The sequence below is a fragment of the Caballeronia sp. GAFFF2 genome, from assembly GCF_023631485.1.
In the GTDB taxonomy this organism is placed as follows: domain Bacteria; phylum Pseudomonadota; class Gammaproteobacteria; order Burkholderiales; family Burkholderiaceae; genus Caballeronia.
Genome location: NZ_JALQDA010000034.1, coordinates 147,907 through 161,215 on the forward strand (window position 1 = coordinate 147,907; position 13,309 = coordinate 161,215).

Genomic DNA, 13,309 nt, shown 5'->3' on the forward strand with positions numbered 1-13,309 from the left:
ACCCCGTTCTCTATGAAATGCTCGAGCGCACCCCCGGCGTTCAGTCAAACTGTCGAGACGAACCAGTCCGATTTTCTCGGGCGAATCAGACGGCGGCCTGCCTTGGCCATCGACCAGACGGGACTATGCCGCTCGATCACGATGCGCGGCTTGAGCACGGGCTTGAACCCGCTAAGAAAGCGGAACGTGCTTGCGTTGGGAATGCCGTCGAAGTCGAAGGTCAACTGTCGTTTCATGGCGTCTTCGATAGCCTGCCAGACGAGCACGCTGATCGCACCGCCATGAGCATCCCGCGTGCGCGAAGACAGCATGTAATACGCGGCATGATTGTCGAAGGTGACGCCTATCGCGGCGACGAGCGCGCCGGTCGTGTCGAAGGCGCCAAGCAGATATCCCGCGCCGCGCTCGACGAATGCATCGACGAGCCGTTGCATCACGCTCGATCCATAGACATTCGAACGACTGCGTGCTTCGAGGTTGCTTTCGTAGAACCGGTTGAATTGCGCAGGTTCGAGTGGCTTCACGGTCACGAACTTCTGACCGGTACGAATCATATTGCGAGTCTTGTAATGCAGACCTTTCCAGAGTTCCTCGATGGAGCGATCGGCGGAGAACTGCAGCGTGTATCGCGTCGACACGGTAAAGCCATTCAGGCCGAACGCAAGGGCATCTTCCACGCGCGGGTCGAAGATCTGATAGAAGCTGTGGACGTCGGGAATCTGCCCGATCAGTTCTTCCGTGATGCTGATGCGATCCAGCATCGCGCGCGTCTTATCGGTTTCATTGATCTTGAAAGCCGGTCCGAGCGTCCGCGTGAGCGGTGGCATTTGCGAGGTGCGCCAGAGTCCTTTGCGGCTTAGCGAGTACGGCATCTCGCCGACAACTTCGTCGCCGCGCCGGACTTTGGCTGACCGCCAATTGCCATCGGTTGCAATATCGAGCCACCACGGTTCATGAAAGACTGATCGAGGAGCGAGGGCGGCGCTTTCTGATTTCGCTTTTCTTTCTGGCAAAGCGGACGGCTTGGAGCTTTGTCGATCTTTACCTGCCAATCCACGGAGTGTCGATTCGTTAATGGACTTATCTGGCGCAGAAAGTCTTGTCTCGTCCGCGTTGGGAGGCTTGGCAAGAATTGACGATTGCATTTGGTCAGAATGAGTTCTTTTAGTTTAGTGACGTGTCATGAAACAGCGACACCCCCGGTGAAATCTTTATACGCGCACGTACACTCACAGTCGGTGGACTGCGGGCATGCTCGCTTTGTTTTATTGAATCTCGACGCGCGTAGTAGACCGAATCCGCAATACGGCATTCGTCCAATCGGCTCCGCGCTAAATAGATGCTTACGGAATATTACGCGTGCGGGTTCAGGACTCTGTGCGCGACCAAACAATGCACGTCAGGAAAGCTCGGACAATTGCGTTGTCATGGCATGCAAGCTAGCAGGTCAGGGACCACGGCGCTGCTGCGAGCGTCGTTGGCGGTGCGCTGGTTTGGCATGCCGCGTTCGCTGCGACAATCGACGGCCGATGAGGAGTTTCACACCATCGCTAAGAGCAGCGTTGCGCTCTCGATCCATCGCTGGCCTGTCGCCCATCACCTCTTGGTGAACGTTACAACCAGTCGACTAAACGAAACCGACCTGTCGACCCGGACGCTGCCTCCAGACGCGCCACTGAACCGCTGAATCAAGCGCATTCCGAGACCGGTCCCGCTAGGCGTAGGAAAATTCTCCGGAAAGCCGTTGCCTTCATCCTCGACCACTAACGTCAGATTACCCGTCTCGTCCGTCAGGCCCACATGAATATGCCCACGACCGTACTTCAACGCGTTCATCGTCATTTCAGCCACGACGAGTCCCAATGTGGTCATCTGCGTCTCGCTCAACGAGACGCCTCTCGCATCGACCGAGATCGATCTGCCTGGGTCTAATTCGGCTATGTGATCGACCACGCCGCTTAAATAATCCTGCGCATCGGTTTTCAAGGCGTTATCCGTCGAATACAAACGCTCATGTACCGATCCAATGCAATCCACTCGCGTGGCCGCTGCCTGGAGCTGATGCTTGACGGTTGCGTCTGCTGCCAAACTTGCCTGCAGCGAGAGAAGAGTCTGCACCAACTGGAGACTATTGCGGACGCGATGATGCACTTCCTTGATTGCCAGAGCCGAGTCTTCCAGCCTGGCTTCCTGCGATGAGACCATCTTGACGAGCGCGTCTTCATGCGAGCGCCATTCCGTGATGTTCCGCAGCACCATCAACGCGCCGGTAATGGCGCCGTGCTCATTGAGCACGGGGGAAATGGATACATCCCACGACTGCTCGTCGCCGATGATGGTAGACGCGCTGCGCCCATCGACGCGCGTGGACTTCCCTGCAATGGCTGCGCGAACGGCCTGTGCAATGCGTGCTTGGTCATCGTCGTGCCATAACGCGGTGTGAGCAGCCCCGACGAGGTTGGAGCCTTCCTCGAATGCAAATGCGGATTGGCAGGCTTCGTTGGCAAATTCGATTTTTCCGTCCGTCGTCACCAGCAACACGCAGTCGGAACTCGCACCCACGAGTTGAGGCGAAAAGCGTTGTGCCGCGCCGAGTCCGTCCTCGGCCAGGCTCTGTTCCCGGCAGAAGGAAATGATGTTGGCGATAGCCGAAATGAACACCGCGTCGACGTCGGCAAAAGCATGGCTATGCGTGCTATCCACCTCGAGAATGCCGAACGGCTCTCCCATACCTTGAATCGGGACATTGATCGCGCTTTTGAGTCCATGCCGGGCCATGATTGGAGGAACGTTGAATCGCTTGTCCACGTCGATGTCGCCGCTTACGACGATGCGGCGCGTGAGGAACGCCGCCCCAGCAGGATTACTCGCTTCTGCTTCCACTGGAATGAGCCAATCCTCGTCGTCCCATCCAATACCCGCCGTCATGATGAGCGTGTGATTTGAGGCGACGTAGCGCAGCACTTTTGTATGCTTCGCATTCATTCCCTCGGACAGGACCCGGCATGCCTCGTCGAGAACCTTAGGGAAGTGAAGCAACCCGAAAGCCGTGGCGCCAAACGCAACTGCCAGCTCCTGTTGCTTGCGCAGACGTTGTGCAACCAGCTTCGACGATACCGACGCCGGCGTTCGCTGCGAATTCGGGGCCATGTCATTCCTCGACGAGATCAGTCTGCTCGAACAGTCTTATTGAAGGCGGTATGCCGGACGCTATCGCGGCAGTGTGTATTCTGGGGTCAAACCTCGATCTCCTGAATAACTTTTCGATCGACGGCCCGGCCGCGGCTCGACGAGTGGCTTGGTGATTGTCAGTGAAAGCGACCGTCATGCGCAACCTCAAGGCGAATGAATGCCGCATTTTTAGCAGCGCGCCGAGCAAATCGGAGTGGATGGCAGTTGTGACACACGCCCAGGCATCCATCGTGCGCAGCGTTAGGGAAGACCCCTGGCAAGCGTGAGCCTTTGGGATTGGACCTAAGGATGCCGAACATCTAGCATCCGGGAAAACGGCTCAACTCACACTTCGACGCTAGTCAACATCGGCAAACTGCAAGCGCCCGCCCGCGTGCGCGGGTCATGTCGGATCTCGACAGGAAGGAAGGAGAGGCGCAGCCCGTCACGCGTTCGCATATCCAAGTAGCTTTTCAGTCAACCGGCATGTTTCAGGAATAAACGATGAAAACGGCCTTTATCTTCGATCTCGATGGAACGCTCGTCGACAGCGTCTACCAACACGTCTCCGCCTGGACCGAAGCGCTTGCGAGCGAGGGCCTTGCGCTGCCTGGATCGAGAATCCATCGAAAAATCGGGATGAGTAGCGAGCTGTTCGCAGCGCAGATTTTTCGGGAGATCGCTGGCGAAACGTCCGCAGACTGCATTGATCGCGTGAAGCGTCGGCAGGGCGAACTGTTGAAGGAACTGTCACCGCAGATCTTGCCTCTGCCGGGTGCACAGGCGTTGCTTGCAGCCTTGACCAAGGCCGATATACCGTGGGCCATCGCGACGAGCGGAAGCCCGGAAGCAACTGCGGCAAACCTCGAAAAGCTGGGCATCGATGCCAAAGCGGCCGTAGTTGCAACCAGCAGCGAAGTCGAGCATGGCAAGCCGGAGCCGGATGTGTTCATGGCCGCAGCCAAGCAGCTAGGTGTTGCAATCGAATACAGCTATGTCGTCGGAGACAGCACTTGGGACTTGCTTGGCGCGCGCCGTTGCCATGCCTACGGAATAGGGCTGCAGTCGGGCGGTGTGGGCGAGGCCGAGCTGCAGCGGGCAGGGGCCTTGCACGTATTCGTCGACCCCGCCGATATGCTGGCTCACATGAGCGAGCTTGCAACCCATCCAGATAAGTGAACGAAGCCAGGCGGAAACAGGCTAACGGTCGCGTCCATGCCCTGTCGCACCGTGCGCCGGCACGTGCGACCGTGCTTTTCCCCAAGGACTCAGCGCGTATGACGAGTCGTTTCGAAGAGAAACCACACCCGTTCTTCGGTCTGATCGATCCAGTTCTCGAGCAGGCTCGCCGTTGCCACGTCATCCTTGTCGTCGCAAAGTTCGTGGAGCTCACGCATGAATTTGATCAGCAGTTCGTTATCTTGGCGCAATTCATCCAGCATCGCTTCGGGCGCGACGAACGCCTCATCGTTGTCACCTAGTCGTTTGAGCGAAGCGATTTGCCCAATCGAGCGCAAGGTCGTTCCGCCCAGCTTACGAGCGCGTTCTCCGACCGGATCGATCATCGCGAAGACCAAGGCGGCTTGATCGTCGAGTAAAAGGTGGTAATCGCGAAAGTGCGGGCCGCTTACATGCCAATGGAAGTTCTTCGTTTTGACGAACAAGGAGAAGACGTCCGCGAGAAGTTGGGTCAATCCTGCGGACACCTCCGTGCGGGCGTCGTTGCCGAGGTCGGTCGGGGTGGTCAGGTTCTTTTCGCCAGCGCGATTCGAGTCCGTCGTTGCCATCTTTAACTCCAGGAAAGTGTTTAGTGTCGTCTTGCAGGAGCCATGGCGCAAACGACGTACCCAACCGGCTGCCAATCTCCCGAACATAAGAAGCGTGGCGACTCGATTTCGAGGAGTCGGCATGGAACGCGTATGCCGTGAGACAGTTAATCACCAAAATCAGAGCGGGCCATTGATCGCCGCTGCTTGAGGCGTTCAATCCAAAGAAGACGACGAGTTATTCATACCGTGTTCATTCGGCGCGACGAATATCCCGATTACATCATCAAGAAGTTAAAACGAGGTTGCATTAGCCACTTGAAGATCGCCGCAGACGGAGTGCATTAGCCGCGCTTTTACGTCAGTATTAGAACCTCCGTAGATCACGCAGAAGTTCATGGACCGTCCCGCGCCGCTGCCTTCTCTGAATTCGATACGCGCTTTCGAAGCTACCGGACGTCTTCTGAGTGTATCGAAAGCGGCGAACGAACTCGCCGTGACACCGGCGGCCGTCAGCCGGCAAGTAAAAGCGCTGGAAGGCTTTCTTGGCGTGGAAATGTTCGAGCGCGTCAGGGGCAGGCTCGAACTGACTTCGGCGGGCGCGCGCTATCTCGCCGAACTCATGCCTTTTTTCGAAGGACTGCGCCAGGCAACCGACAGTATCCGCGGGGCAGGGCGGCGCTCGCAGGTGCTCAAGATTCGATGCCCCGCGACGTTTGCGGTGCGCTGGCTCATTCCGCGGCTCGCCAGTTTTCATCGCCAGCATGAGGACGTCGATGTCCAACTCACCACGTCGTCGGCACCGCTCAATTTCGAGCGTGAGGATATAGACGGCGGCATCCAGCTCGGCGACGGCAAGTGGCCCGGTCTCTCCGCACAAAGGCTCATTCCCAATGAACTCGTGCCCGTCGCCGCGCCATCGCGCAAGACCCGCGCGCGCGGCAGGTTGCAGGGCGAGACGCTCCTGCATTCGCTCGCGCGCGCCGACGACTGGGCGCTGTGGATGAAGGCGGCGGGCTTCCCGCTCGATGGGCGCCGTCGCGAAATGCGCTATGAAACCTCACTGCTGGCGTATCAGGCCGCAATCGAAGGTCATGGCGTGGCAATCGCGCAAAAAGCGCTGGTCCGGGCCGAACTCGACAGCGGCGAGTTGGTCGCGCCATTTCGCCTCGAGCTCGACCGTGGCGCGTATACCTATTACTTCGCGTGGGCCGCCACGCGCCGTCCTTCCGCAGCCTTGACGACCTTCCGCGACTGGTTGATCTCGCTCGTCCAGACTAGCGGCACCTCTTAACAAAAACTCAAAGCCTCGTTTCGAAAAAGTCGATTGTTCCGGTGATGGCGCGGCTCTAATCTGCGCCATGGTTCGACGCAACGTCGGACCCGGAGACAGGACCACGACAATGATTCGAGATAGCTTGAAAGGCGTGCGCGTCCTCGACTTTTCGCATGTGCTGGCGGGACCGGTCTGTTCGATGACGCTCGCCGACCTCGGCGCGCACGTCGTCAAGATCGAGCCGCCTGGCGGTGAAATCGGCAGGCAGATAGGGCCGCCGTGGCAGAACGGCGTGAGCCCGACGTTCATGAGCGTCAATCGCGGCAAGTTCAGCCTTGCCATCGATCTCAAGACCGACGCCGGGCGGCGGACCGTCGCGACCATGGCGCGCCGCGCGGACGTGCTCGTCGAGAATTTTCGGCCGGGCGTCATGGCGTCGCTGGGCCTCGACTACGAGGCGCTGCGCGCCGCCAATCCGAAACTCGTCTATTGCTCGATCTCGGCATTCGGTCAACGCGGCGAGAACACGAAGCGGCCCGGCGTCGATGGCGTGATACAGGCCGTGAGCGGACTCATGAGCACGCTCGGGACGGCGCACGGCGATCCGCTGAAAGTGCCGGTGCCGGTAGCCGACATGATGGGCGGCTATCTCGCCACGATCGCCGTGCTGGGCGCGTTGCACACGGCGCGCTTGAACGGAACGGGGCAACACCTGGACGTGAGCCTCTACAACGCAACGCTGATGCTGCAGCAGATCAGCTTCGCGGCGTTCTTTGCATCGGGAGCGGACCCGGAGAAAGTCGGCAGCGCGGCGCCGTATGCGTGCCCAAACGAAGCCTTCCGCACCCGCGACGGATGGATGATGGTCGTGGCCTACCATCCCGGCCGCTGGAGTGCGTTGTGCGAGTTGCTCGATGCGCCCGGCCTCGAAGCGGATACGCGTTTCGCCACCAACGACGCCCGCGTGCGTCACCGTGCCGAACTTCACACGATTCTGGACGCGCATTTCGCCCGGCGGAGCACGGGCGAGTGGATCGACCTGCTCTCGGCTAGAGATATTCTCTGCGCGCCCGTCACCACGTATCGCGAGGTCATCGAGACGACGGAGTATCGCGAGAGCTGCATTGCCCGCACGGTCGAGCATCCGGTCGCGGGCCGTATGCAGAGCCACGGCTTCGCGCTCGGGCCATCCGATTCAGCCCCGCCCGACGAGACGCCCGCTCCGACGACGGGTCAGCATACGCTCGACATGCTGGGGTTTTACGGCATCGAGGAAGAGGAAATCGCCGCGTTGCTGAACGCCGGCGTGATACGCGCGAGCGCGGCGCATGCCGGTACGACGTAGGCGCGCGGCGTCGGACAAGAACGCATTTACCTCAGGAGACAGACCATGCAGGACATGGAACGCGGCGATGCGCCGCTCGTGCGCTACACAGTCGACGAAGGCGTGATGACCGTCACGCTCGATGGCGCCGCGAATGGCAACGCCCTCACGGTGGCAATGACCGAAGCGTTATCGGATGTACTGGAAACCGTCGATCGCAGGGCCGATGTGCACTGCCTGCTGCTGCGATCGTCGTCGAGGCATTTCTGCACGGGCGGAAACGTCAAGGACATGCAGAGCGGCAAGGATCTAATGGACGGCGGCGTCGAGCAAGTGCGCGAACGCCTGCGTACGAGTCTGCACCGGATCACGCGCGCGCTCGGCGAAATGGAGGTGCCGTCGATCTGCGCGGTGAACGGCGCGGCGGTCGGCGCAGGCTGCGACCTGGCGCTGATGTGCGATATCCGGGTCGCCGGCGCGCGCGCGGTCTTCGCCGAGAGCTTCCTTCGACTGGGCCTGGTTTCCGGTATCGGCGGCGCGTGGTTTCTGTCACGCATCGTGGGACCTGCGAAGGCGCTCGAACTGACGCTGACCAGCGAATTTATCGATGCCGACGAGGCCAGGCGGCTCGGTATCGTCGCGAACGTCTATCCCGACGACATGCTGGATAGCGAAGCGCTCGCGCTTGCGCGGCGCATTGCCGGCAGTCCGCCGCTCGCGCTGCGTATGTCGAAGAAGCTGGTGCGCGAGTCGTCGCACTGTACGTTGCCCGCCGCGCTCGAATTGGCGGCGAACATGCAGGCCATCTTGCTGTGCGGGAACGAGCACAAACAGGCGGTGTCGGCATTCATCGAGCAGCAGGCCCGACGAAAGGCGCCGCGCGGCGAAGGCGGCGCCGCCTGACATGACCAACTGGAGGAGACACACATGAACAAAGAATCAGGCAAGGTGCATGGTCGGCCCGGCATGTTGCGCATAATCGTGACGTCCAGTCTCGGAACGATGCTCGAGTATTACGACTTCTTCGTCTACGTCGCGCTGACGGCGACGCTCACGCATCTGTTCCTTCCTTCCACGGACAAGTCCGTCGCGGCGCTGGCCGGCGTTGCCACGTTCGGCATCGCGTATGTGGCCCGCCCGCTGGGCACCGTGATCTTCAGTCCGATGGCCGACCGCATCGGACGCAAGAAGACCTTCGTCATCACGCTCGCGATCATGGGAATTGCCACCGTCGGCATCGGTTGTCTGCCTACCTATGCATCTGCTGGCATTGCCGCGCCCATCGCGCTGCTCACATTGCGCATCGTGCAGGGCGTCGCGCTCGGCGGCGAGTATGGTTCGGCTGTCGTGTACGTCATGGAGCATGCCCCGGAAGGCCGCAAGGGCATGGCGACCAGCGTCTTGCAGAGCACGGCGAGCATCGGTTTGCTACTTGCGCTCGTCGTTGTCTCGGCCCTGAAGCTTTCGCTCGATACGGCCAGCTTCGAATCGTGGGGATGGCGGGCGCCGTTTTTGATCTCCGCGCCGATCGTGGCCGTCGCCACGTGGATACGGCTCGGCATGACGGAGACGCCGGTATTCACGGAGATGCGCGACGCAGGCCGGCTGTCGAAGCGGCCCTTGCAGGAGACACTGTCGAGCAGAACGTCCTGGAAAGCCATTCTGGTGGCGATGTTCGGCGCGCAAGGCGGCACCTCGGTGTCGCTGTACACCTCGATCGTCTACATGCTTTATTTCTTGCAGAACGTCCTCAAAGTCGAACCGACACAGGCCAACGTGTGTCTCGGCGCCGGCATCTTGATCGCCTCGCCGCTCTATCCGGTGTTCGGCCGATTGTCGGATCTCGTCGGGCGCGCGCGCGTGATGCTGATCGGCATCGTCATGTGGATCGCGGCTGTCTATCCGGCGTTTGCGGGCATCAGGGCCAGCGCGGCGTCGTCGCAGTGGATCTCCGTCTCGCTGCTGATCGCCGTACTCGCCGTGCTGACCGCGATGATCATGGCGCCACTGCCTGCGTTCGTCGCCGAGTGTTTTCCTCCGCAGAGCCGCACGACCGGGTTCGGCCTTGCACAACAACTCGGCAACGTGGTGTTCGGCGGGTTTCTGCCTTTGATCAGCCTCGCGCTCGTCAATCTGACCGGCAACCCGCTTGCGGGCGTCGGCTATTCGATCGCTTCGCTCCTGCCCTGTCTCGCTGTGACATGGATCTGGGGCCTAAGGCAGGATGCGGGGATGAGAGCCGTGCGCGGCAACGACATGCCGGCGCATGCCAATGCGAAGACGCTGACCACGCGCTGAGCCGGACACGGCGTGGCTCACATCGGCGCGGATTCGAAGTGCTTCGGCGCCTGTGCGCTCGATTCGCCAACCGCGGGCAAAGTTCGCGACGCGACTGGCAGCTCAACGGAACGCGTCGCCAGCTTCGCGCCGGTAGCTGGCCCGGAATCTGCGCTGCCTTTTCGGTGTCGCGAACTTGAGCGGCCAAGTCGAACCAACCGTTGAGACAATCCATGACCGATCCCCGTAACGTCGCGCACGACAAAAAAGTGCAGCAGGAAAAGAAACATCACGGCGAAGACATCGCGCCGGACGCGGAACACGCGCCGCAGCCCGGAAAGAAGCCGCATATAAAGCACGAGGAAACGAAGGACGAGGCCTCATCCACGGACGATGCCGGCAATTAAGTGGTACCGCACGTCCTTGACGTGCGGTACCACTAGGTTCAGATCAGCCGCAGCACGATTCGCTGAAGGAGCGCTTGCAGATCGCGTCGCGTGTCGCAGACGAGATGGATGTACAGAACGCCTTCGCGCACCTGATAGACAATTCGGTTCTTGCCGGAAATGACTTGCCGGAAAGTGTCGTCGACGAAACCTTCGAGTTCAACCGGAATATGGCCGCTCTCGGGGAACTGGCGGATTTGCGTGATCGTCTCCTGCAAGTGCGCAGAGGTCTGACGCCACGTTTCCCAGCCGAAAGTACGGACGATATAACTTCTCAGTTCCTCGATGCCGATTCGGGCTGTCGGCAACACCCGGTACTTCAACAGCGCCGGCATCAACGAAGCCTTTCCTCGCGGTCCAATCCGTCGAGTTCCGAAAAGAATGCATCGCCTTCGACATAATCCTCGCGTTCGATCTGCTTTTGACCGATTGCCAGAATTTTCAACATGGCGAGTGTCTGCTGGGCGGCTTCGTAAGTTCGCACATCCTGCACCACGAGCTTTGCTTCGCCGTTCTGCGTGATGATTAGCGGCTCGCCCGACTCGGCAAGGTCCTTGACGATTTGTGCCGCTTCGCTCTTTAAATAGCTGATCGGCTTCACATGATCGGCAATGTGCATCGGATACTCCGTTCTACAGGTTGAACGAGACTAAATATAGACCAATTTCAGTCTGGTGGCAACGGCCGTTGCTACTACAACTACGGCGCGCGCGGTAACCATGTGGCGGCTGCCGTTACATGCACGCCTTGATCCAAGGCAGAAGGCGGGTTTTCCCCGGGCCACATCACGCGCAAATTGATTGGATTTCTAATTAAGGCGGAGCTATCGTGCGTCAGTCCAATGCAGTATTGCTCGCGTTCGGATCTAAAAAACGGCTTCGCTGATAAAACCAAACATCCAGGAGACAGATACATGGAGCAATCCACCACGGCGCCGCATGTCCCGGAATCCGACCTTGGCGATGCTGAGAGCATGGCATCGAATGACCAGGCTTCACCGAGAGTGCGGCGAATTCAGCGTACCGCACTTGCTTTGCTGCTCCTGAGCGGAGTCATCAATTACATCGACCGCGCGACGCTGTCCATTGCGAATCCGCTCATCCGGCAGGATCTCGGCCTTTCGGTCGGGGAAATGGGTTTGTTGCTGTCGGCGTTTCTATGGGCTTATGCCTTTGCGCAACTCCCGGCGGGTGCGCTGGTCGATCGCTTCGGTGCGCGTGTCATGCTCTCTGTAAGCCTCGCGATGTGGTCGATAGCGCAAGCGTTCGGCGGCGTCGTGACCAGTTTCGCCCAGTTCTTCACGGCACGCATGGTGCTCGGCATAGGCGAGGCGCCGCAGTTTCCGACGAGCGCCAAAGTCGTTCGTGACTGGTTCGGCAAGAAAGAGCGCGGTGCCGCCACCGGCATCTGGAACAGCTCGTCGACGCTCGGCACCGCCATATCGGCGCCCTTGCTCACGGTCGTCATGTTGACTGTCGGATGGCGATGGATGTTCGGCATCATGGGTATCGCGGGCCTCGTCGTGGCGCTGTGCTTCTACCTCGTGCATCGCGACCCGCGTCAGGTCGACCTGACGCATCGGGAGCGCGCCTATCTGACCGACGTCGATGGCGAAGTGCAGACCCGTCCGACATGGCGCGAGTGGCGCCGTCTGTTGGAGTTCGGAACGACGTGGGGCATGCTGCTGGGTTTCTTCGGCACGATCTACGTCTTGTGGCTTTACAACGCATGGCTGCCGACGTACCTGCAAATGGAATTTCATCTCACCATCTCGAAGTCGGGATGGGTGGCGGCCGTTCCGTATCTCTTCGGCGTGGTGGGTAGTTTGTCCGGCGGAAAGATCTGCGACGTGCTCGCGCGGCGCGGCGTATCGGCGGTCAACAGCAGGAAATACCCGATGGCCGCATCGCTTTTCGGTGTCTGCGTCTTCACGATTCTAACGGGCCTCACGCACAGCGCGACGCTGGCCGTCGTGTTCATCTCCATCTCGATGTTGCTTCTGTATGTATCGAGCAGTGCAGCCTGGGCGACGGCGTCCGTTGCCGCGCCCGCCAACTGCACCGCGTCGATCGGCGCGATGCAGAACTTCGGCGGCTACTTCGGCGGGGCGCTGGCGCCGGTGGTCACGGGCTTCATCGTGCAAAAGACGCATTCGTTCCAGCCCGCGCTGTTCGTGGGAGCGGGCGTTGCCGCTGTTGCGGTGATCGGCTATTGGTTGCTCGTGCGCGGCCCGATTCCGCCTGCCGCGCTCAGTCACGAAGCGTAAAAGCGTAGAAGCAGGACAACGATAGCGAGGGCCCGGGCCGCTCGCTATCGTGCGTTCAGTCATGCGGCCGGCAGCCAACGTATGAACATGGCTTGCGTGCCGCCAGCGTCACACTCGTTGCCTCATCCAGCACGCGATGCTCAAGCGATCGCGTGTTGCGGGCAGTACCTCGTGTTCGAATTGTGCCGAGAGAAACAACAGCAGCGTCCCGGCGCGTGGAAAGACGTCGTGATGTGTCTGATCGGCAAGGTAGAGCCGCAGTGCGCCGCCTTCGACGTCCTGCCACGCTTCGTTGAGATAGAACACGGCGGAAATCACGCGGCTGTCGTTATTGCGCAGGCAATCGAGATGGCGTGTGTATCCGGTACCTGGCCGATACACCGCGTAGTGTGATTCGCTATCGACCAGGCCTAGAAACAGTTCACGGTTGAGCGCCATTTGCAGCGCTTCGATGCGATCGGCGAACGTCTGCTGCCGCGGACTCAACGCATCGGGCTGGAACCAGCGCGTACTGTCGCCGCGCAAGAGCGTGGCCGCGCGTTTGGCACCCACACGGGCGGGTGTCAGCAACTGAGCTGCATACATCGCCATGCATTCGGTCGCCAACGCCTGTGTCTGGGGCTGTGTCAGAAAATTTGGCACGACACACCAGCCATTGACGGCGAGGGCGCTTGTCGCACTATCGAATTCGCCGGATCGGGAATTCGTCGAGACGTCGATTACGTCGTCACATGCGGCTTCGCATATCCAATCATTATTCGAAGATTGGACTTGCGCTTCAGT

13 protein-coding genes are annotated in these 13,309 nt (G+C 60.1%); 7 read left to right on the forward strand and 6 right to left on the reverse strand.

Annotated elements, in window-relative coordinates; genetic code table 11:
• Positions 1-44: 44 nt before the first annotated feature.
• Together NCT04_RS25350 and NCT04_RS25355 are read right to left on the reverse strand one after the other, a co-directional pair.
• Complete coding sequence (locus NCT04_RS25350) at positions 45-827, reverse strand: GNAT family N-acetyltransferase (protein WP_250468238.1); 783 nt, start codon at positions 825-827, stop codon at positions 45-47.
• A 769-nt stretch (positions 828-1,596) separates the two neighbouring features.
• Complete coding sequence (locus tag NCT04_RS25355) at positions 1,597-3,150, reverse strand: sensor histidine kinase (RefSeq protein ID WP_250468239.1); 1,554 nt, start codon at positions 3,148-3,150, stop codon at positions 1,597-1,599.
• Between the two features lie 525 nt (positions 3,151-3,675).
• Here NCT04_RS25355 and NCT04_RS25360 point away from each other — a divergent pair.
• A complete protein-coding gene (locus NCT04_RS25360; protein ID WP_250468240.1) occupies positions 3,676-4,350 on the forward strand; it encodes an HAD family hydrolase in 675 nt (224 codons plus the stop codon).
• Positions 4,351-4,439: 89 nt separating this feature from the next.
• On the opposite strand, the gene NCT04_RS25365 is transcribed toward NCT04_RS25360, so the two are convergent.
• The gene (locus tag NCT04_RS25365; RefSeq protein WP_244830484.1) at positions 4,440-4,958 is read right to left on the reverse strand and encodes a Dps family protein; all 519 of its coding nucleotides are present in this window, start codon (positions 4,956-4,958) and stop codon (positions 4,440-4,442) included.
• Between the two features lie 376 nt (positions 4,959-5,334).
• On the opposite strand from NCT04_RS25365, the gene NCT04_RS25370 reads away from it, so the two are divergent.
• The 5 genes from NCT04_RS25370 to NCT04_RS25390 all read left to right on the forward strand — a co-directional run bounded on the left by NCT04_RS25370 (position 5,335) and on the right by NCT04_RS25390 (position 10,221).
• The gene (locus NCT04_RS25370; RefSeq protein ID WP_250468241.1) at positions 5,335-6,231 is read left to right on the forward strand and encodes a LysR substrate-binding domain-containing protein; all 897 of its coding nucleotides are present in this window, start codon (positions 5,335-5,337) and stop codon (positions 6,229-6,231) included.
• Positions 6,232-6,340: 109 nt separating this feature from the next.
• Entirely contained in the window at positions 6,341-7,558 is a 1,218-nt protein-coding gene (locus NCT04_RS25375; RefSeq protein ID WP_250468242.1) for a CaiB/BaiF CoA transferase family protein, read from the forward strand.
• A 45-nt stretch (positions 7,559-7,603) separates the two neighbouring features.
• The gene (locus NCT04_RS25380) at positions 7,604-8,440 is read left to right on the forward strand and encodes an enoyl-CoA hydratase-related protein (RefSeq protein ID WP_250468243.1); all 837 of its coding nucleotides are present in this window, start codon (positions 7,604-7,606) and stop codon (positions 8,438-8,440) included.
• A 24-nt stretch (positions 8,441-8,464) separates the two neighbouring features.
• Positions 8,465-9,835, forward strand: a complete 1,371-nt coding sequence (locus tag NCT04_RS25385) for an MFS transporter (RefSeq protein WP_250468244.1) — start codon at positions 8,465-8,467, stop codon at positions 9,833-9,835.
• 212 nt (positions 9,836-10,047) lie between these two features.
• On the forward strand, positions 10,048-10,221 hold the full coding sequence (locus NCT04_RS25390; protein WP_244830479.1) for a hypothetical protein: 174 nt from the start codon (positions 10,048-10,050) through the stop codon (positions 10,219-10,221).
• A 38-nt stretch (positions 10,222-10,259) separates the two neighbouring features.
• Here NCT04_RS25390 and NCT04_RS25395 read toward each other — a convergent pair whose 3' ends face one another.
• Positions 10,260-10,595 (reverse strand): type II toxin-antitoxin system RelE/ParE family toxin, encoded by a 336-nt coding sequence (locus tag NCT04_RS25395; RefSeq protein ID WP_250468245.1) that lies wholly within the window; start codon positions 10,593-10,595, stop codon positions 10,260-10,262.
• The gene (locus NCT04_RS25400; protein ID WP_244830477.1) at positions 10,595-10,879 is read right to left on the reverse strand and encodes a type II toxin-antitoxin system Phd/YefM family antitoxin; all 285 of its coding nucleotides are present in this window, start codon (positions 10,877-10,879) and stop codon (positions 10,595-10,597) included. The genes NCT04_RS25395 and NCT04_RS25400 overlap by 1 nt, the downstream gene beginning before the upstream one ends.
• Before the next feature lie 294 nt (positions 10,880-11,173).
• On the opposite strand from NCT04_RS25400, the gene NCT04_RS25405 reads away from it, so the two are divergent.
• Positions 11,174-12,526, forward strand: coding sequence for an MFS transporter (locus NCT04_RS25405; protein ID WP_250468246.1), 1,353 nt, complete (start codon positions 11,174-11,176; stop codon positions 12,524-12,526).
• Between the two features lie 108 nt (positions 12,527-12,634).
• Here NCT04_RS25405 and NCT04_RS25410 read toward each other — a convergent pair whose 3' ends face one another.
• Positions 12,635-13,117, reverse strand: coding sequence for a 2OG-Fe(II) oxygenase (locus tag NCT04_RS25410; RefSeq protein ID WP_250468247.1), 483 nt, complete (start codon positions 13,115-13,117; stop codon positions 12,635-12,637).
• Between the last annotated feature and the right edge of the window lie 192 nt (positions 13,118-13,309).